Annotated in this window: 19 protein-coding genes; 7 read left to right on the top strand and 12 right to left on the bottom strand. The window is 62.8% G+C overall.

The window, feature by feature from the left end:
• Nucleotides 1-98: 98 nt before the first annotated feature.
• The gene (locus tag ACZ5ZH_RS11135; protein WP_464772642.1) at nucleotides 99-1,019 is read left to right on the top strand and encodes a retroviral-like aspartic protease family protein; all 921 of its coding nucleotides are present in this window, start codon (nucleotides 99-101) and stop codon (nucleotides 1,017-1,019) included.
• Nucleotides 1,020-1,193: 174 nt separating this feature from the next.
• Here ACZ5ZH_RS11135 and ACZ5ZH_RS11140 read toward each other — a convergent pair whose 3' ends face one another.
• From ACZ5ZH_RS11140 to ACZ5ZH_RS11165, 6 genes are all read right to left on the bottom strand, one after another.
• Nucleotides 1,194-3,272 carry a transglycosylase domain-containing protein gene (locus ACZ5ZH_RS11140; protein WP_464771549.1) on the bottom strand — a complete coding sequence of 693 codons (2,079 nt, stop codon included), beginning with the start codon at nucleotides 3,270-3,272 and terminating at the stop codon, nucleotides 1,194-1,196.
• Nucleotides 3,273-3,383: 111 nt separating this feature from the next.
• Nucleotides 3,384-3,788 carry a peptide-methionine (R)-S-oxide reductase MsrB gene (gene msrB, locus ACZ5ZH_RS11145; protein WP_464771550.1) on the bottom strand — a complete coding sequence of 135 codons (405 nt, stop codon included), beginning with the start codon at nucleotides 3,786-3,788 and terminating at the stop codon, nucleotides 3,384-3,386.
• Between the two features lie 39 nt (nucleotides 3,789-3,827).
• Nucleotides 3,828-4,853 (bottom strand): DNA polymerase III subunit delta, encoded by a 1,026-nt coding sequence (holA, locus tag ACZ5ZH_RS11150; protein WP_464771551.1) that lies wholly within the window; start codon nucleotides 4,851-4,853, stop codon nucleotides 3,828-3,830.
• Nucleotides 4,850-5,347 (bottom strand): LPS assembly lipoprotein LptE, encoded by a 498-nt coding sequence (gene lptE / locus ACZ5ZH_RS11155; protein WP_464771552.1) that lies wholly within the window; start codon nucleotides 5,345-5,347, stop codon nucleotides 4,850-4,852. Before lptE ends, holA begins: the two co-directional genes overlap by 4 nt.
• A 99-nt stretch (nucleotides 5,348-5,446) precedes the next feature.
• Entirely contained in the window at nucleotides 5,447-7,963 is a 2,517-nt protein-coding gene (gene leuS, locus ACZ5ZH_RS11160; protein WP_464771553.1) for a leucine--tRNA ligase, read from the bottom strand.
• Nucleotides 7,964-8,049: 86 nt separating this feature from the next.
• On the bottom strand, nucleotides 8,050-8,499 hold the full coding sequence (locus ACZ5ZH_RS11165; protein ID WP_464771554.1) for a DUF3576 domain-containing protein: 450 nt from the start codon (nucleotides 8,497-8,499) through the stop codon (nucleotides 8,050-8,052).
• Nucleotides 8,500-8,724: 225 nt separating this feature from the next.
• Between ACZ5ZH_RS11165 and ACZ5ZH_RS11170 the strand changes: the two genes are divergently transcribed.
• Together ACZ5ZH_RS11170 and ACZ5ZH_RS11175 are read left to right on the top strand one after the other, a co-directional pair.
• On the top strand, nucleotides 8,725-9,456 hold the full coding sequence (locus ACZ5ZH_RS11170; RefSeq protein ID WP_464771555.1) for a hypothetical protein: 732 nt from the start codon (nucleotides 8,725-8,727) through the stop codon (nucleotides 9,454-9,456).
• A gap of 245 nt (nucleotides 9,457-9,701) precedes the next feature.
• The gene (locus ACZ5ZH_RS11175) at nucleotides 9,702-10,727 is read left to right on the top strand and encodes an alpha/beta fold hydrolase (protein WP_464775182.1); all 1,026 of its coding nucleotides are present in this window, start codon (nucleotides 9,702-9,704) and stop codon (nucleotides 10,725-10,727) included.
• A 44-nt stretch (nucleotides 10,728-10,771) separates the two neighbouring features.
• Here the strand turns inward: ACZ5ZH_RS11175 and ACZ5ZH_RS11180 are convergent, their stop codons facing one another.
• Nucleotides 10,772-11,341 carry a thiamine phosphate synthase gene (locus ACZ5ZH_RS11180; RefSeq protein WP_464771557.1) on the bottom strand — a complete coding sequence of 190 codons (570 nt, stop codon included), beginning with the start codon at nucleotides 11,339-11,341 and terminating at the stop codon, nucleotides 10,772-10,774.
• A 23-nt stretch (nucleotides 11,342-11,364) separates the two neighbouring features.
• On the opposite strand from ACZ5ZH_RS11180, the gene ACZ5ZH_RS11185 reads away from it, so the two are divergent.
• A complete protein-coding gene (locus ACZ5ZH_RS11185; RefSeq protein WP_464771558.1) occupies nucleotides 11,365-12,099 on the top strand; it encodes a YggS family pyridoxal phosphate-dependent enzyme in 735 nt (244 codons plus the stop codon).
• On the opposite strand, the gene ACZ5ZH_RS11190 is transcribed toward ACZ5ZH_RS11185, so the two are convergent.
• Nucleotides 12,077-14,866 (bottom strand): TonB-dependent receptor, encoded by a 2,790-nt coding sequence (locus ACZ5ZH_RS11190; protein ID WP_464771559.1) that lies wholly within the window; start codon nucleotides 14,864-14,866, stop codon nucleotides 12,077-12,079. The genes ACZ5ZH_RS11185 and ACZ5ZH_RS11190 overlap by 23 nt on opposite strands.
• 186 nt (nucleotides 14,867-15,052) lie before the next feature.
• On the bottom strand, nucleotides 15,053-15,712 hold the full coding sequence (gene pdeM, locus ACZ5ZH_RS11195) for a ligase-associated DNA damage response endonuclease PdeM (RefSeq protein ID WP_460987055.1): 660 nt from the start codon (nucleotides 15,710-15,712) through the stop codon (nucleotides 15,053-15,055).
• Nucleotides 15,713-15,777: 65 nt separating this feature from the next.
• Here pdeM and trhO point away from each other — a divergent pair, with 65 nt between their 5' ends.
• The gene (trhO, locus tag ACZ5ZH_RS11200) at nucleotides 15,778-16,593 is read left to right on the top strand and encodes an oxygen-dependent tRNA uridine(34) hydroxylase TrhO (RefSeq protein ID WP_464771560.1); all 816 of its coding nucleotides are present in this window, start codon (nucleotides 15,778-15,780) and stop codon (nucleotides 16,591-16,593) included.
• On the opposite strand, the gene ACZ5ZH_RS11205 is transcribed toward trhO, so the two are convergent.
• Genes ACZ5ZH_RS11205 through ACZ5ZH_RS11215 form a run of 3 tightly spaced genes read right to left on the bottom strand, consistent with a single transcriptional unit; the run spans nucleotide 16,590 to nucleotide 18,367 of the window.
• Nucleotides 16,590-17,300, bottom strand: a complete 711-nt coding sequence (locus tag ACZ5ZH_RS11205; protein WP_464771561.1) for a M48 family metallopeptidase — start codon at nucleotides 17,298-17,300, stop codon at nucleotides 16,590-16,592. The genes trhO and ACZ5ZH_RS11205 overlap by 4 nt on opposite strands.
• Entirely contained in the window at nucleotides 17,281-17,706 is a 426-nt protein-coding gene (locus ACZ5ZH_RS11210; RefSeq protein ID WP_449474524.1) for a YcgN family cysteine cluster protein, read from the bottom strand. Before ACZ5ZH_RS11210 ends, ACZ5ZH_RS11205 begins: the two co-directional genes overlap by 20 nt.
• A gap of 4 nt (nucleotides 17,707-17,710) precedes the next feature.
• Entirely contained in the window at nucleotides 17,711-18,367 is a 657-nt protein-coding gene (locus tag ACZ5ZH_RS11215) for an SCO family protein (RefSeq protein WP_464771562.1), read from the bottom strand.
• A 46-nt stretch (nucleotides 18,368-18,413) separates the two neighbouring features.
• Here ACZ5ZH_RS11215 and ACZ5ZH_RS11220 point away from each other — a divergent pair, with 46 nt between their 5' ends.
• Together ACZ5ZH_RS11220 and ACZ5ZH_RS11225 are read left to right on the top strand one after the other, a co-directional pair.
• Entirely contained in the window at nucleotides 18,414-19,037 is a 624-nt protein-coding gene (locus ACZ5ZH_RS11220) for an ankyrin repeat domain-containing protein (protein ID WP_464771563.1), read from the top strand.
• Nucleotides 19,038-19,330: 293 nt separating this feature from the next.
• Entirely contained in the window at nucleotides 19,331-19,564 is a 234-nt protein-coding gene (locus tag ACZ5ZH_RS11225) for a hypothetical protein (protein ID WP_449474527.1), read from the top strand.
• Nucleotides 19,565-19,569 lie beyond the last annotated feature (5 nt).

Below are 19,569 nucleotides of genomic sequence, written 5' to 3' on the forward strand. Positions count from 1 at the left end.
CAGTTGCGGCAATGGACCGGCCTTGGCGATCCATGCTATGACTTGATGCTCTAGCTGAAGAGGCGAAGGGCATGAGAAGGCCTTATCTCGTCCCTGCAATGACCATGCTGATGATCTGCCCGCCCGCCGCGGGTCAGCCGGTCCCTGCGGCCGATCCGCCCGCCGTGGTCCGCACCCTCTCAACCAGTGACGACCGCGTCTCCATCCCCATCCACATCGATGGACGCGGCCCTTGGAACTTCATCGTCGATACCGGATCGCAGCGCACCGTCATCTCCCGTGATCTTGCCGATCAGCTCGCCCTCCCCGCCCGACGTCACGTCACCATCGTCAGCATGGCGGGCCGCCAGGAAACGCGCACCGTCGCCGTTCCGCGGCTCGGCTATGGCGCGGAAACGGTCGATGACATCGAAGCGCCCGTGCTGGAGGGGGACCATCTCGGCGCGGCTGGGCTGCTCGGGCTCGACAGCCTGCATGCCAAGCGCCTCCTCCTGAATTTCCGCACCGGCCGAATGGAAATCGGCGCCAGCCGTCCCTCATGGCGGGACCCCAACGCCATCATCGTCGAGGCACGGCGGCGCAAGGGGCAGCTGATCCTGCTGCATTCCGACGCCAACGGGTTGAAGGTCAACATCATCCTCGACACCGGCACGCATCTAAGCGTTGGCAATCTCGCCCTGCGCGACAAACTGATCCGCAAGAAACGCGCCCCAGCGATGAGCGAGATCAGCCTGATGAGCGTAACCGGCGAGACCCTGACGGGTCAGCTTGGACGCATCGGCAGGATCCGCATGGGCCCCATCGCCTTGACCGACCTGCCAGTCATGTTCGCCGATGCCCAGCCGTTCAGCGAACTTGGGCTGCGGGATAAGCCGACCCTGCTACTGGGCATTCAGGCCCTCAGAATGTTCGATCGCGTCGCCATCGACTTCGGCCGGGGCAAGGTCGATTTCCTGATGCCGGATGCCAGCGCCTTTGATCCACGGCGCTTTGCCGCAGCACCCCGTCAGGCCGGTTAGAGCATTATAGAGCCTTGTACCCTCTATCTCCATCACTCAACTCCGTTCGGGCTGAGCTTGTCCAAGCCCTCTCCTTATTAAAAAGGAAGTGGAACCGTTGGCTTCGCCAGCCTGCGGCTCGACAGGCTCAGGGCGAACGGTAACGGGGGGAGTGCCGATTTAGGGATCAATACCCTAGCGCGGCGCAGTCCGCTGCCTGTCGCGGCCGAGCACCTGATCGATCCATTGCTGGTCCAGCTTTGGCGGCGCCGTCCGGGCAGGAGGCGCCTGATCGACCGACTGATCGTCCTGCTGGGGCTCTTGATCTTGCTGCTGTTGCTGCGGGTCCTGACTGATCGGCAATCCATTTTCATCGACCATCATGCCCCCACCCGTTCCATTATCGGGCTGGCCATAATAGGCCTCGTCGTCGGGCTCCAGCTGCCATTCGGGCAGCGTTACCTGCGTCTCGAACTGCTCGACGGGGCGGCGCGACACGGCGACCTTCATATAGTCGGCAAAGGCGTGCGCGGGCGCGCGGCCACCCTGCAAAACACTCACCGGTCGCGCATCGTCCCTGCCCATCCAGACGCCCGTCGTGATCCCGCTGGAAAAGCCCAGGAACCATCCATCCTTGTTGCTGCTGGTGGTGCCCGTCTTGCCCGCGACCGGCCTGCCAATCTGCGCCGCCTTGCCCGTGCCCGTGCTGACCGCCGTCTGCATCAGGTCCGTCATCCCCGCCGCTACCCAGGGCGCGACAAGCACGCGGCTGGTATCATCCTGATGTTGATAGAGCAGCCGCCCATCGGCCGTCGTCACCTTGGTGATGCCATAGGGCGTCACCGCCACGCCCTTGCGCGCGATCGAGGCGAAGGCGCGCGTCATGTCGATCAGGCGCACGTCGGACGTGCCCAACACCATCGAGGGATGCGTATTGATCGGCGTCGTCACGCCAAAGCGCCGCGCCATGTCCGCCACGGTGGGAAAGCCCACCTCAACGCCCAGCTGCGCGGCAACCGTGTTGATCGAATAGGCAAATGCCGTGCGAACATCGATGTCGCCGGAATAGCGACCGCTGCTGTTGCGCGGGCTCCAACCGTTGATCGTCACCGGCTTGTCCGTAACGCCGGTATCAGGCGTATAGCCCGCCTCCAGCGCCGCCATATAGACGAATATCTTCCAAGCCGAACCCGGCTGCCGCGTGGCGGTCGTCGCGCGATTATAGTTGGACGTCACATAATCAAGCCCGCCGACCATCGCCCGCACCGCGCCATCGCGATCGAGCGAAACCAACGCACCCTGCGCACCCCCCGGAACATTGGCCTGAATCGCCGCCGTCGCTGCCTTCTGCATGCCCAGATCGATGGTGGTATAGACTTCCAGCGGTTCATTGGGCTCATCCACCAGCACATCAAGCTGCGGCAATGCCCAGTCGGTAAAGTAACGCACGCTGTTTTGCGGAGGCTCCGGCGCCATCTTGACGTCGTTCAGGTCGATACTCGCCCGCTGCGCCGCGCTGATCGCGCCATTTTCCTGCATCAGTTCCAACACGACGCCCGCACGGCCGATCGCCGCTTCGGCATCGGCAGTGGGCGAATAGCTTGACGGCGCCTTCACCAGCCCCGCGATGATCGCCGCTTCCGGCAGGCTAAGCGCGGCGGCGGGATGACCGAAGAATTTGCGGCTGGCGGCGTCGATGCCATAGGCGCCGCCGCCGAAATACACCTTGTTGAGGTACAGCTCCAAAATCTGCCGCTTGGAAAATTTCCGCTCCAGCGCCAGCGCCAGGATCATCTCCCGTACCTTGCGGCCCCAACTATAGCTGTTGTTGAGGAAGATGTTGCGCGTCACCTGCTGGGTGATGGTCGATGCACCCTGCCAGCGGCGGCCCTTGCCCCGATTCTCCAGCGCCACCCAGGTCGCGCGCGCCATGCCGATCGGATCGACACCGGGATGCAGATAGAAGCGCCTGTCCTCCGTGGAAACCATCGCATCGACCATCACCGTCGGTATCTGGTCATAGGACAGCCAGCGGCCAAAGCTCGGCCCCAGCGACACGATCACGCTGCCGTCGGCGGCATGGACGCGGATCATCTGCCCGTTGGGCGATGATTTCAGGGATTCATAATCAGGCAGCGACTGGTAGGCGATCACCACCGCCACGACGATCGCGAACAAAGCGCCCACCGTCGCGACCAGTCCGAACTTGATGCCCCGGATCAGCCACCGCTTCGCGCCCCCGGGCGTGTCCTTGCTCTTGCCTGCTCGTGCCATCTACATCGCCCGGATACGCGCTAAGGGATCAAGCCACCAGCGCAAAACGGGCACTGACAACCTTGTGATCTTGGTTCTCAAGAGAAGCGACGCTTTACCGGCGATGAATGATTATTCAACCTCGTCGCGCGGCTTGAAGTCCAGCGACGCACTGTTCATGCAATAGCGCAGGCCGTTGACGCCCGGACCATCGGGAAAGACATGGCCCAAATGCCCTTCGCACTTCGCGCAACGCACTTCGGTGCGGATCATGCCGTGGCTGCTGTCGCGAATCTCCTCCACCGCGTCGATGTCGACCGGCGCGGTAAAGCTGGGCCAGCCAGAGCCGCTGTCATATTTTTCCTCGGCATCGAACAGTTCCGCCCCACAACCGGCGCAAAAATAGACGCCGTCAGCCTTGTTGCTGTTATATTTGCCGGTAAAGGGCCGCTCCGTCCCCGCCTCTCGCAATACATGAAATTGGTCGGAAGAAAGGCGCTCGCGCCATTCGGCGTCGGTCAGGTTGAGCTTGTCCATGGCCGCAATATGGCGAGGGCCTTTCCTGCGATCAAGCGCTTAGCGCTCCCGCGCCGCCTGCCGCGCAATGGCGAGCAGTTCATGCCGCACCATAAGGTCGCCAAGCCCCCTGCCCGACCGGCTCGCCCTCTCCGCTTGCGCCAGCCGCTGGATCACCCGCGCTATGCCATGCGCGTCCCACAGCCGCACCTGCCGGGTGACGAGGCCCTTTTCCTTCCAGAATACCTGTTTGCCCGCAGCTTCGACGGCTCCCTCCAGCCGTCCGCTGTCATCGAAAGACGAGCGAATATTGGCGAGCAGCATCGCACGGGTCAGAAGCGGACGCAGCACCGCCGCCATCGCGGTCCCTGCCTCAGCCAGACGCCCCAGTTCCCGATGCATGGCGCGCAGGTCGCCCCCCAGCACGGCATTGACCAGCGGCGCCGCGTCCGAATCGGGATTGTCGGCCGACAGGGCGTCCAGCGCTTCCGCCGTCGCCTCGGCTGGCCGATCCGGCGCGGCGTCGAGATAGAGGATCAGCTTCTCGATCTCACCGCCCATCAACGCGCGGTCGCCATTGGCAAGGTCCACTATCCGCTTCGCCAACTCGGCGGGCAGGCGCAGTCCCCCTTCGCGCGCGATCGCGACGGCAATCTGCTCTGCCTCCCGCGCATCCGGCTGATAGGAGGCGAACGCCATGGCCAGCGGACTGTCGAGCGCCAGTTTCAGCAGCTTGGACGTACCCTTCAGCGCCCCTGCGGTAGCGATCACAGGATTGCCTGCCGCCAGCGCTTCGAACAATGCCGTCACAGCGGGCAGCGACTCCTCGCCCATGCCGTTGACGCGTATCCAGCGCCGGTCACCAAACATGGAAAAGGACGCCGCCTCGTCCGCCAGCCGGGCGGGATCGTCCCGCAAAGTCGGCCCATCCAGATCGACGCGCTCCGCCTCCGGCCCCATCGCCCGCTCAAGCCGCTTGCCCAGCGCCGCGCTCCCCGCCTCATCGGGTCCGTAGAGCAGGAAGAACCGGATATCGGCCGGGGGTGCGTCCAGCGCCTTTTCAATCTGGCCGCGATTGGCCTTCAACGCTGCTGGTCCCTCGCCGCGAACAGCGCGAGCCGGGAGACGATCTGGTCCGCAATCGTCTGCGACAGCCGTTCCAGCGCGGTATCTTCCGCCGCGATGGTCGCATATTCGCTGGACGTGACGTCGATGCCCGCGTCCGATCCCGCCGTATCGTCGATCACCTGCGCGCCGGTGGCCGCATCGATCAACTGATAGCGCGCCCGCAACGTCCGCCGTTCGCGCGTAATCGCCTGGTCAGCGCGCAAGCCAAAGCCACTGATCTGGTCATCCAGCTTCACCACCAGCCTGTAGCTCGGCCCCGCGCCGCTCATTGCGGACAGGCGGTCGTTGAGCGCATTGCGCACCAACCAGCCGCCCTTCCCTTCGATCGGCGCAACCTCGACATTGCCCAGCTTCTGCGCGACCGCGCCATGACTGCCGCCACTGTAGACGGGACGCAGGCCACAAGCGGAGAGGATGACGATGGCAGCAAGCAGGGGCAAAATGCGCTTCATGGGACACTCTCTACCCGTTCGGGCGGAGCCTGTCGAAGCCCTGTTCTTCTTTTGAAGAAAAGAGAGCCCTTCGACAAGCTCAGGGCGAACGGTTCGTTGTTAAATGACTAGGTTGACCAGCCTGTCAGGCACCACGATCACCTTCTTCGGGGTCGCGCCATCCAGCGTCCGCGCCACATTGGGCGCGGCAAGGGCGAGCCGTTCCAGCTCATCCTTGCTCGTCCCCTTGGGCACGGTGATGGTGTCGCGCAGTTTGCCCATGACCTGGCAGGCGATCGTCACCTCATCCTCGACCAGTAGCGCCGGATCGACCTGCGGCCAGGCTGCGTCGGCGATCAGGCCCTGCTCGCCCATGTCCGCCCAGGCTTCCTCCGCCAGATGCGGCGTCATCGGCGCGACCAGCAGAGCCAGCGCCCGGATCGCCCCGCTACGGCTCGCCGAAGGCTTGGCCTTCTCCACTGCATTGGTCAGTTCGTATATCTTCGCCACCGCCTTGTTGAAGGACAGGGCCTCGATATCCGTGGCGATGCCATCGATCGTCTGGTGCAGCTTGCGGTCCAGCGCCTTGTCTTCACCCTCGACACTCTTGTCAGCCTCTCCAAACAGCCTCCAAAGCCGGTTGATGAAGCGCCACGACCCTTCAATGCCGCTTTCCGTCCAGGGCAGGTCGCGCTCGGGCGGACTGTCGGACAGCATGAACCAACGAACCGCGTCCGCGCCATATTGGGCGATGATGTCATCGGGATCGACGACATTCTTCTTGGACTTCGACATCTTTTCGACGCGGCCCACCGTGACCGGGCCACCGCCATCGACCATGACGATCTTTTCACCCTGCCGCGCCACGTCCTGCGGGGCGAGCCATGTGCCTTCAGGTGACTTGTAGGTCTCGTGCGTCACCATGCCCTGCGTGAACAGACCCGTGAACGGCTCGGCAAAGCCCAACTGCCCCATATGCTGGAGCGCCCGCGTCCAGAACCGCGCGTAGAGCAGATGCAAAATCGCATGTTCCACGCCGCCGATATATTGTCCCACCGGCAGCCACTTCTCGACCGTCTCGCGATCAAAGGGCTTGTCCTTGGGCTGGCTGGCGAAGCGGATGAAATACCAGCTGGAGTCCGCAAAAGTATCCAACGTATCGGTCTCACGCCGCGCCGCCTTGCCGCATTTGGGGCAATCGACATGCTTCCAGGTCGGATGGCGGTCGAGCGGATTGCCCGGAATGTCGAAGCTGACATCCTCCGGCAGCACCACCGGCAGCTGATCCTTGGGCACGCCCACGACCCCGCAATCCTCGCAATGGATGACCGGGATCGGCGTCCCCCAATAGCGCTGGCGCGACACGCCCCAATCGCGCAGGCGGAACACGGTGGTGCCGTCGCCCCAGCCCTCGCCCTCGGCGCGGCGGATAACCTCGGCCTTCGCATCCTCGACGCTCATACCATTCAGGAAGTCCGAATTTACGAGGCGGCCCGGCCCGGCATAGGCCTCGTCGCCAATGCCCTTGTCCTCATCACCCTCGGCCGCGACCACGCGCTCGACCGGCAGCATATATTTGCGCGCGAAGTCGAGGTCGCGCTGGTCATGCCCCGGCACCGCCATAACGGCGCCCGTGCCATATTCCATCAGCACGAAATTCGCGACGAACAACGGCAGCTTACGGCCAGTAAAGGGATGGATCACCGATCGCCCGGTGTCATACCCCTTCTTCTCCTGCGTCTCGATCTCCGCAGCGGCAGTACCGCTATGACGGCATTCCTCAGCGAACGCAGCCAGACCCGCATCCTTGGCCTCCAGCGCCAAAGCGATCGGATGGTCCGCCGCGATCGCCGCAAAGCTCGCGCCGAAGATCGTATCGGGCCGGGTCGAAAAGACCTCCAGCTCCCCGATGCCATCCACCGCCTCATCCAGCTTGAAGCGGAACTGCAAACCGACCGACTTGCCAATCCAGTTCTCCTGCATCAGCCGCACCTTTTCAGGCCACTGATCCAGCGTCTTCAACCCACTCAGCAGATCATCGGCAAATTGCGTGATCTTGAGGAACCACTGGCTGAGCTTGCGCTTCTCGACCAGCGCACCGGATCGCCAGCCCTTGCCGTCGATCACCTGCTCATTGGCCAGCACGGTCATATCGACCGGGTCCCAATTGACCGCGCTTTCCTTCCGGTAAACCAGTCCCGCTTCCAGCATGTCGAGGAACAGCGCCTGCTCCTGCCCATAATAGTCCGGCTCACAGGTGGCGAGTTCGCGGCTCCAATCCAGCGCAAAGCCCAGCTTCTTCAGCTGCGCCCGCATCGTCGCGATATTGGAGCGGGTCCAGTCGCCCGGATGCACCTTCTTTTCCATCGCGGCATTTTCGGCCGGCATGCCAAACGCGTCCCAACCCATCGGATGCAGCACTTCATGCCCGGTCATCCGCCGGAACCGCGCCAACACGTCGCCCATCGAATAGTTGCGGACATGGCCGATATGGATGCGCCCGGACGGATAGGGGAACATCTCCAGCACATAGGAACGCGGCTTGTCGCTCGTATCCGACGCCTTGAACGTCTGCTTCTCGTCCCAAACGGCCTGCCAGCGGGCATCGGCCTCAAGCGGGTTGAAGCGCCTTTGCATCTGTTCACGTCCCCAAAATGCATGCGGGCTGAGCTCTTCCAAGCCCAGCCCCTTTGTTGTTCAAGAAATTGGATGAAAGGAAGGGCTTAGCCTGCGATCGCCATGCGGCGCAGGTCGCGCGCCTTGGTCAGGATGATCTCTTCCAGCTTCTGGACCGTCGCTGCCTGCACCGGAGCATCGACCCACTGGCCGCCCTGATTGACCTGACGGCTGGCCGCGACGCGCAGCGCGTCGGCGCGCAGGTCCTGGTCCAGGATCGACACGGTCAACTTCATCCGTTCATTGGGCGTGTTCGGATTGGCGTACCAGTCCGTCACGATCACGCCACCGTTGGAATCTGTCTGCACCATCGGCATGAAGGACAGCGTGTCCAGCGTCGCGCGCCACAGATAGCTGTTGACGCCGATCGTCGTCACCTTGGACGCGGCCAGATCGGCCTTGGGACGTTCCTTGGCCCCGCCGCCGCAGGCAGCGAGCGGCAAAAGCGCGGTCAGCAGCAGACCGGCGGAAACAGAAGCGGGTAGGCGGCGGACCATCAGGGCATGTCCCATATTGAAGAAAAACGCCCCGCTTCTATAGAGAAGCCGTCGCAATGGGCAAGGGGGCCGTGGCAGCAGTTGCAACGCTTGGCCGCCAGCCGCGTTTTGGACTCTGTGTGTTCCGTGCAACAGCCCGGACAAAAAGGTCATGTCGTACTACCCATCGCGGCTCGACGGGTGTATAAGTTTTGAAAATAAGTCGGTGGGGAAGAGATTCGCGTTATGCGCATGAATAGGGGATATTTGGCATTGGCAAGCGCGGCAGTCGCCGTCGCTGGCTTTATGCTGTCTCCCGCTATTGGCGCCGCAACCGATCTTGCTCGACTACGCGCCGCCGTGCCGGTGTCGCTTGGTGCTCTGGGCAGCATTTCCTCCTTCACGCCGACGACCAAGGACCCGCGCCTTGCTGCCGCCTATGCCCGGATCGCAGCGTCGGCGGGACGTCAGAATTTCCGCTTCACACCCACCAGCGGCTCGCTCAGCGGGCAGCGTTCAGTGACGGTGATGGTCCGTGCCGCCGATCTCAACGATCGCGTCACGGTCAGCCGCACGATCGACCCGGTCGGCATCGCCCCCGTCGCCTTCAGCCTGAACAATGCGCATAACTGGCGCAAATTCGCGCTGCCGGAAGCTGTGGGCCGCAAGGAACTGGACCCGGTTTCGATCGAGCAGATGGCTGGCGCAAAGAATTTCTCGCTGGATCAGGAAGCCAAGAACCGTTTCAGCACCAAGGTGATGATCGAAAGCCGCCGCGATCCGGGCACGGCCGTGCGCAACCCAAATGCGGACAAGGATTATTCGCTGGACCTCGCCAGCTCCTACTCGCTGACGCGCAACCTGAACGTCACCGCTGGCCTGCGCTACAACAACAGCGTGATCGGACGCCTGACCCCGATGACCGACGAGCGGCAGGATAATCAGGCCGTCTATCTGGGCACCGTGTTCAAGTTCTGATCTTGGTGAACTGATACCCGGATTCTGTAAATCGCTATCCGGGTTAAGGCCATTTAGGTGGCTCGACCGTAACTGCTTCCACAGATAGCTATTGCCGCTCCTTCATCATCCCAGCGGACGCTGGGATCTTGTGAGGCTGGGCCGAGCGCCCGCGCCATTTGCAGGATGATCCTTTGTGCCTGATTGCGGCCTGTCCGCTTCGCTGGCACGCTTGCTCAAATGACGTGGTGATGAGAGGTACAGCTTTGAGTGATAATGATCCTTATGCTGCTGGACGCTCTCTCCTTGGTGAGATGCAACGTTTGTCTATGCCCACCGCAATCGACCTCAAGGTCGATTTCGAGTTGGGTGGCGCCCGCCAGTTTGTCGCCATCCGGGGCACTGACGCCGCGAATCCCGTGATTCTGTTCATTCATGGCGGGCCGGCATCAACTGAGCTTCCAATTGCCTGGACATACCAACGGCCCTGGGAGGATTTTTTCACGGTAGCCCAATGGGATCAGCGGGGCGCCGGTCTTTCCTTTCCGCTCAATGAGCCGGAGGCGCTTGGCCCGACATTGACGTTTGAACGTTATTGCGACGATGCAATTGAACTCATCGAGCTACTCTGTGCCCGCTATGAGAAGCCGAAGGTCATCATCGTTGGCCATAGTTGGGGGTCTGCCGTCGGACTTGCCGTTGCAATAAAGCGACCAGATCTCGTCCACGCTTATGTCGGCGTGGCACAGGTGATAGATTTCCTGAAAAACGAGCGGGAAGGATACGCTTGGACTTTGTCCGAAGCTGCCAGAACCAATAACGCCGACGCGTTATCAGAATTGAATGCAATTTCACCATATCCGGAAGAACACGGCCTTGATCTCGAAAAAACCAGAGTCGAGCGGAAGTGGGTCCGCAGCTTTGGTGGCTTTGCTGCCTACAGAGAGGATACGAACTTTCACGCACATTCCTTCCTGCTTTCGCCAGCGCACAGCACTGCTGACGGTCAAGCCATCGGAGCAGGCTTTTCGTTCACGATGCCTCGCGTGTGGCCGCAATTAGCGGTGATTAGCTTTTCGGGCGTGAAGCATATTAAGGTTCCCGTCCTGCTATTCCTCGGACGCCATGATCGGGTGAGTTCTCCCCATATCGCGGAACAATGGCTTGCAGACTTGGATGCCCCACTCAAGGAATTGGTGTGGTTCGAACGGTCTGCTCATCTTCCAATGTTCGAAGAACCCGGCAAATTCTTGGCCGCGCTGGTGGAGCGCGTAGGCCCGCTAACCAGGTAAGTTTACGGTAGGGCAGGCCAACTCGCGAATGCATTCAGCCGCCATCACCCCACCACCGATCCCCCCGTCAGACCATCAATCGCCGCCCACCCCAAAGCACCCAGTCCTTTCAACATCCGCCGATGCCCCGCGCAAACGCCCCCCAAGGCAACCACCGGCATCCCCGCCCTATGCGCCAACGCCGCGAATCCCACCCGTCCCAGCACTCTTCCCCCCGGATGCGACCGCGTGGCGAACAGCGGCGACAGGAAGATAAGATCCGCCCCCGCCCGCTCGGCTGCCCGCAACTCCCGCGCATTATGAACGGCCAAGCTGCGCAACAAAGGCCGTGCAGCCCACCCGGCCCCTCGCCCGTGCCAGCCATCAGTGCCCCAGGCCGCTGCCTCCCGCGCCGATCCCGCCAGCAACAGCATCAGCCGCCGTCGCCGTGCGACCTCCGTCACCCGATCGAATAGCGCCCGCCGTTCACGCGGCCCCGTGCGATAGTGCCGGAACAGGATTCCCCCCCGACCTTTCGGCAACCGCGCGGCACTTGCCAGCAGCACTGCGGACGGAACGCGCTCATCCGTCACCAACCAGATGGAGGGCATATTTTTAGCGTAGCGACCTGTCATCGCCCTCGCCTATAGCAGCCCCCATGACGACCGACAGCATCGAAGCCGCGAACCGCCTGAACGCCGTGCGCGAAACCATGGGCCGCGCCGCTCGCCTCACTGGCCGCACCGCCGATGACATCACCCTCATCGCTGTGTCCAAGACACAGGATGCTGCCGCCATCCAGCCGCTGATCGCCGCCGGGCAGCGCGTCTTTGGCGAGAACCGGGTTCAGGAAGCGCAAGCCAAATGGCCTGCCCTCCGCGAGCAAACGCCGGACATCGCCCTGCACCTCGTCGGCCAGCTTCAATCCAACAAGGCCGCCGACGCCGTCGCCCTTTTCGACGCCATCCATTCGCTTGATCGCCCATCCTTGCTCACCGCCCTAGCCAAGGCGATGGACGCAGCGGGCAAGCGCGTCCCCTGTTTCATTCAGGTCAATATCGGCGCGGAAGAGCAGAAGGGCGGCTGTCCGATCGCGGAAACCCCGTCCCTGATCCGCGCTGCACGCGACGCCGATGTCCCGGTCACAGGCCTGATGTGCGTGCCGCCCGCAGACGTAGAACCCGCGCCCTATTTCGCGTTACTGGCAAAGATCGCCCGCGATGAGGGCCTCGATCAGCTTTCCATGGGCATGTCAGGCGATTTCGAAACCGCCATCATGCTGGGCGCAACCCACATTCGCGTGGGCACCGCCTTGTTCGGAGAAAGACCCTCTCCCGCCCGCCCTGTTCCGACGAGCGGGAGAGGTATGATCAGAAACTCCCGCGAAGCGTGATGCCGTAGGTGCGGGGTTCGGCCAGATAGGCCGAGATCAGCTGGTTTGCCATCGGCGCGCCCAGAGCAAACTGGCCGGTCGTCGATGTTGACGGGCTGCTCGATTGCAACGGGCTGCTGAAGGCCACCTGGGTATAATCCTGGTTGAAGATATTCTGGCCCCAGAATTCCACCGCCCAGCGCTGCTGCGGCCCGCGGATGCCGACACGCGCGTTGAACACCGCATAGCCATCCTGCCGCTTTTCGGGGAACAGGTCCGACCCGGTGTTAAAGTCGCTGGTCATGCGCCCGTCGATGTAGAACAGCGCCGACAGCCCGGTAGAGCCGATCTCCGGCGTCCAGGAAGCGCTGACCGTGGTAACCACCTCGGGCGCCTGACTGTTAATCGATCCCGGCAGCAGGAACAGCGCCGGATCAAGCGGCACTGACCCATCGCTGCTGCCCACCAGCCGGTTGGCAAACTTCGCCCGCGCATAGGTCAACCCGCCCGACACGCGGACGTTGCGCACCGGCGCCGCCGCCAATTCCAGCTCGACGCCTTGGCTGATCAGCCCCGGCCCCACATCGCCGCTGTCGCATGTGCGGCCCGCCGAAAGCGATCCGTCGCAGCCATTGATATTCTGGACCACGAAGCTGGTGCCGTTGAAGGTGTTTAGCTGGAAATTCTTGAACTCTTGCCGGAACGCCGCGATGTTCACGCTCCACTTGGGCTGGCTATATTTCAGGCCCACTTCGAACGCATCGACCTTCTCCGCAGCGAAGCGCAGGCTGGTCACATCCGCATTGCTACGTGGCGAAAAGACAGCGGGAACCGGGTTGAGCCCGGTCGATCCCAGCTGGAAGCGATCAAGATTATAACCGCCCGCCTTATAGCCCTTCGAATAGCTGCCATAAACCAGCATCTCATCCAAAGGCTTCCACGACAGCACGGCCGTGCCGGAAAACTCGCCATTGCTGGTCTTGTCATTGAGGTTCAGCGCATTCAGCCCGGTCGAACCGTTGCCCAGACAACCCAGCGTCAGGATGCCCTGCGCCAACGCGGCTGCGCTCCCCAGCGCAGGCGTGGTAGCGATCTCGAACAGATCGTTCAGCGCTCCCGGATTGCGCGTCTGCAACGCGGCGCAGGTCCCATTATTATTGTTGAAATCTGCCGAGAAACGCTTGCTCTCATGCGTGTAGCGCAGGCCCAGGGTCAGATCGAGCTGCTTGGTGATGTGGATGATGTTGTGGGTGAATAGCGCCCAATTCTCGCTCTTCTGGTGATAGAGCGAGGCAACATCGCCGGTGCCGCCGGGAATCGCCGCCAAGGCGCGCAGCCCGTCCCCCAAGCCAGTTGAAAGCGCGCCCGCAGCGCCTGCTCCGATAGCGGGCGTCAAACCAGCATTAAGCTGCGCCTGCGTCCCGGTGATCAGCGCCTGTGTCGCCAGACCGCTGCCACACGCTGCCAACTGCTGCGCCGTCAGGTTGCTGTTGACCCCTGCGCCCGCCATCAGTCGGCACGCAGCAAAGCGGCCATAGTCGTCGCCGAAGACAATATTGTCCTCCAGCGTCAGCTTCTCATGCGCATAATAACCGCCGACCAACCAGTCGAGCACCTCGCCAAAGGCCGAACCCTGCGCGCGCAATTCCTGGGTAAAGGTGCGGAACTGACGGTAGGTGTTGGGATCGCGATACAGCAGGTCCGCCCCGCTATAATCATAATCGCCATAATCCTGGCTCTTATAGTCGCGATAGGCGGTGATGCTGGTCAGCTTTGCGCCGCCCAGATCATAATTGACCTCACCCGACAGACCCCAATCCTTGACCTTGCTGACATAGTCGCGCCCGGGCGTGATCGTCAGTTCGCGGTCATAGGGATCGGCCGCAAACACGCTGCCCTGTCCGGCAAGGATCGCCGCGATGCGGTTGAACGGCGCGGTGCTGTAGCCGCCACCGGCGACCGGCCGCCGCTCGCGCGTTTCGATATAGGCCGCGCCGCAGCAGCTTTCATCGCGGTTGGTATAATCGCCGATCAATCGGATCGACAGCGCATCATTGGGCTCGAACAGCGCCTGTCCGCGCACGAAATAGCGATCGCGATCGTTGGTTTCGCCAACCTTGTTGCCGCTCGTGTCCACCAGGTCGTAAAAGCCGTCCCGCTTCGACCACACGCCATCCAGGCTTAGCGCCAGCTTGTCGGAAACCGGCCCGGTGATACGCCCCGCCAGCCGCCAATAATCATAATTGCCGTAAGTGACCTCGGCCTTGCCGCCCAGTTTGAATTCGGGCGCCTTGCTGATGACGTTGATCATACCCGCCGAAGCGTTTCGCCCAAACAGCGTCCCTTGCGGTCCGCGTAGCACTTCGACCCGCTCGATCTCGCCAAGTTCGTTAAGCCCCGCACCCGTGCGGGAACGGTAGACGCCATCGATGAACAGCGCGACCGAGCTTTCAAGGCCCGGATTGTCACCCACCGTGCCGATGCCGCGAACACGGGCGGACGCATTGGCTTCCGACCCGGTCGATGACACCAGCAGCGATGGCGCCAGCTGGTTGAGCGCCCGGATGTCGCTCGCGCCGCTATTCTGCATTGCCTGTGCGGAAACAGCCGATACCGCGATGGGCACGTCGGACAGAGGGCTGGGGCGGCGCGTCGCGGTGACGATGATGATGCCATCATCGTCCGCCACGCCGTTCTGCGGTTGTGCTTCCTGCGCCTGGGCATGGGACACCGACCCGGCCAGCGCTATCATGCCAGCGGACAACAGCCAGAGATTTTTCTTGTTCATGGGACCCTTTCCTCTCCTTCAGCGCATGATTTTCTCATGTCGATTTTAGGAGTGCGATTATGCGGACACAGCAGACTGAAGGCAAGGCAACCGAGCCTTTCCAACCCTTTGCGTCCGGCGTTTGACCTTATTACCGGCTTCTGTGTCTTAGCAGCAACAGCTTAACGCGGGGTTTCCGTAGCGTTTCTAGCCAAGCGGAAAGCGCAGCATCCTGTCCGCGACCGGCACCATCGCCATGGCGCCGGGACCCACCGCGCGGCGGATTTCTCTATGGCTTGCATCCAGTCCACCGGTGAGCGCGCCCAAGGCTGGCAGGATCAACTTGGATGATGATCCCACAAAGCAGCGCCGCGACACCCTTCGCCCCCGCACCGACAGCCGCAGCTTCGGGTGAAAATGCCCCGAAATCTCAGGCCGCGGATCGACCGGATCAGCCTCATGCCGCAGCCAGATGCCATCGACCTCGGCCTCCACCAGGCGCCGCCCGCCCGGCGTCCCATTCATGCCTGCATCGTGATTGCCGGTGATCCACAGCCAATCGAGCCGCGCCGTCAGCGCCTCCAGCCGCTCACGCGCCTTGGATGGCAACCGCGCCGCCCCATCGGCGTCGTGAAAGCTGTCACCCAGCGACCAGACGGCCTTTGCCCCCGTCCGCGCCACCAGCGCCTCGATCACGTCCAGCGTCGCCTGACTATCATGCGGCGGCAGGAACTGGCCGAAACGGCTGAACCAGCTCGCCTTCTCGAAATGCAGGTCCGCCACCAGCAACGCCGACCGCGCGGGCCAGAACAGCGCCGCTTCAGGCAAAGCCAGAAACTCGTGACCCGCGAACGAAAAGGGAACCATGGCCCGCCTATGCGCGCTCGCGCCCGCCCTTTCAAGAGGGCCGTGAAGTCGCTATGGCGCACGCCATGGCTCCGCCTTTCACCATCGCCGCGCTCTACCGCTTCGCTAGCTTCGCCGATCCAGAAGCGCTGGCAGCACAGCTGCGCGATCTCTGCGCGCAGCTTGGCACATGCGGCACGCTGATCCTCGCGCGCGAAGGCATCAACGGCACGGTCGCGGGCAGCGAGCAGGCAATCGACGCCCTCCTCTCCCATATCCGCACCCTTCCGGGCTGCGCCGATCTGGACGTAAAATTCGCCACGGCGGACGAAGCGCCCTTCGCCCGCATGAAGGTCAAGGTGAAGGCGGAGATCGTGACCCTGGGCGCAGGCGATCTCGACCCCGCCTCCCAAGCCGGGCGCTATCTCGACCCGTCTGAATGGAATGCGCTGATCGCCGATCCCGACACGATCGTCATCGACACGCGCAATGCCTATGAAGTCGCCGTCGGCAGTTTCGACCGCGCGATCGATCCCGGCACCCGATCCTTCCGCGAATTTCCCGCTTGGTTCGATCGCTTCGCTGAGCAGCTGCGGGAGGAAGGGCGCGAACCCCGCATCGCCATGTTCTGCACCGGCGGCATCCGCTGCGAAAAATCGACCGCGCTGGTACGGTCGCGCGGCTTTGAGCATGTCTATCATTTGCGCGGCGGCATCCTGCGTTATCTGGAGGAAATGCCGGAAGACCAGAGCCGCTGGCAGGGCGACTGCTACGTCTTTGACGAGCGGGTATCGGTCGGCCACGGCCTCGCCCCCGGCAATCATGTCATCTGCCGCGACTGCGGTCTCGCCCATCAACCTGATGCCGCGCATGAGTGCCCGGCGGGTGACGCCGCACCCTAAATCATATAGCGATGCAATCCCGCCCCATGCTCCCTTAACCAGGCGCGAGCAGGCTTGGGGTCCTCCCCCAATATTCGCGCATGGGCCGCATGAAATGCCGGGCTGTGATCCATGTGCAGCAAATGAGCGAGTTCATGCGCCACCGTCGCCCGCCGGACATGCGGCGGACACAGGATCAGCCGCCAGCTATAGCGGATCGCCCCGCTCGACGCACAGCTAGCCCAGCGGCTACGCGGATCGCCGATGCCAACCGAAGCCACGATCAAATCATGATCGCCCGCCATCGCATGGCTCTCCTCTTCCAGCACAGCCCTCGCCCGCGTCTTCAGCCAGCGTAGCACACGCGGCCCGACCAACTCGCGCACGCCTCCCAGCATCAGCCGGTCGCCCTCGATCCGCACGGTACGCGACGCATCCGCCATCCAGCAGATCCGCACCTCCCGCCCTTCCAGCGGAAAGCAGATCCCATCCTCCAACCGCACCAGCGCGGGCCGCGCCGCCATCTGCGACCGCACCCAGCCCTCATGCCCCTGCGCCCATCCGAGCGCGCGGTTGAGATTGGCCCGCATCGGCAGCGACAGCCGCAACTCCCCGCGCGCATGATCCAGTGACAGGCGGTAGGCCTTCGCCCGCGCCGAACGGCGGATTCGAACCGGAACGGCAATGCCGTCGATAGTGATGCTGTTGTCAGAGTTCCCGGTCGACAAGATGATTTTCCCAATCGCCCGCGTCCGCCTCGGCAATCGTCCAGCCGCGCACCGACTCCTTCGCGCGATGCACCGCCTCGCGATCGCCGCTGATCAGATAGTGCCAGGACGGCAACGGCTTGCCCTCACCCCGCAGCCGATAGGCGCAGGTCCGCGGAAGCCAGCTGATCGTCTTCACCTTCTGCGGGGTCAGCCGAACGCAATCGGGCACGAACCGCCGCCGTTCGCTGTAATTGCTGCACTGCCCGCTATGCCGGTCGAGCAATCGGCAGGCGACGTTGGTCGGATAGACGCGCCCGGTATCCTCATCCTCCGCCTTGTGCAGGCAGCATTTGCCGCAGCCATCGCACAGCGCTTCCCACTCCACGCGGTCCAGCTTGTCGAGAGGCTTTTCCCAGAAGTTCAAACCGTTACTTGACCCATTTTTCCAGGAAAGCGCGCACATCGTCCGCCGTGCCTTCCTGCTTATCCGCCGTCCCCGGATCATCCACCGGCACCAGCGCCACGGGCTGACCATCGGGTCCAAAAAGATAGGGCGTGCGGCTATGGCTTACCAGATAGCCGCTGGCCCCTTGCGCCTTTTCCTTGTTGGATATGACAACGAAATCCTTCGTCACCTTCGTGATTTCCTCGGGCGTGCCGGTCAGGCCGATCAGCTTGGGGTGAAATGCCGCGACATAGGTTTTCAGCACCGCAGGCGTGTCACGCTCCGGATCGACGCTGATGAAGATCGGCTGCACCGTCGCCGCCCGCTTCGCATCCGCCTTCTCGAATTGCGAAAAGCCCTGCATGATATGCTGCAAATCCAGCGGACAGACATCGGGACAATAGCTGTAGCCGAAATAGACCAGCCGGTACTTGCCCTTGAAATCATCCCACCGCACCTTCTTCCCATCCTGGTCGGTCAGGGTGAAGGGGGCGCCGATCCGCGCTCCGGCGAGATCGCCGCGCGTCCCTTCAATCTCGCTTGATGCATTGCCGCCAGCACCCATATTGCAGGCGGCCAGCAGGGCGGTGAACGGCAGGATGAGGGAACGGATCGCTTTGTTCATGGCGCCGCCAGCCATGCCCTGCTATGGGCGCTATTGCAAATGCCAACGGGGCTTAAGGACGATGATGAAGGCTTTTCCGGCTTGGATCGGCGCGGCGCGCGCAGCGGCTCTGGCGCTCGCGCTGCTGTCGCCAGTCGCGGCGCAGGCGCAATTTTCGGACAGCTATAATTTCCTGAAGGCGGTCAAGGACGCCGACGGGCAGAAGGTCACCGACCTCATCCAGAAGCCCGGATCGACTGTCATCAACAGCCGCGACGTCACCAGCGGCGAAACCGCCCTGCACCTCGTCATCGCCCGTCGTGACAATACATGGCTCTCCTTCCTGCTCGCCAAGGGTGCCAATCCCAACCTTGCCGACAATCGTGGCAATACCCCGCTCATGAACGCGGTACAGGCGCGGTTTGAGGACGGCGTCCGCACCCTGCTCGCCGGTGGGGCGCAGATCGACAAGACGAATGGCAGCGGCGAAACCCCGCTGATCCGCGCCGTCCAGCTGCGCGACATCGGACTCGTCCGCCTGCTCGTCGCGCAGGGCGCGAATGCGGACAAGCGCGACACGATCGCTGGCATGTCCGCGCGCGACTATGCGGAACGGGATGCGCGCACCTCCGGAATTGTCGAGGTGTTGGCGGCATCGAAGCCAAAGGCCGCGCCTTCGGGGCCGGTGCAGGGTCCAACCTTCTAGGACGACCGGGTTAGACGCCTTCCTTGCGCCTGCTTTCGGGAATTGTGCCCCATATCGCGCTTACCTAACCCCGTTCGGGCTGTCCGAACGAGTCACTTGCCTCGTTCGAATGTCGAAGCCCTCTCCTTGTTCTGAAAAGAAAGGGAGTTCTGCGACAAGCTCAGGGCGAACGGTGAAAACGCATTTCATTGGAGGCACGACGCTCCAGCCTCACGTCAAGCATGCCACATCTTGTCTCACGCCCCCCGCCTTCCCATCTCCTCTATATCATCCCAAGCCCGGAGAGGCCGGTTATGGAGCGCAAGAACGACATCGAGAAAGCCTGGGAACAGGCCCTCGGCAATATCTTCCAGCCCTATACGCATGCACCGCATGAAACGAAGAAGGCGCTGGAGTCATTCCATACCGGACTGAACAACAGCAGCTATGACATACGCCGCCACATGGCGCGGACAGCAGCGCGGCAGGGATCGACGGCGCTCCACCGATTCCTGGCCGATGAATATTGGGGTACGCGCCCCCGCTGACGCCT

The organism is Sphingobium sp. TomMM7A (genome assembly GCF_055397305.1).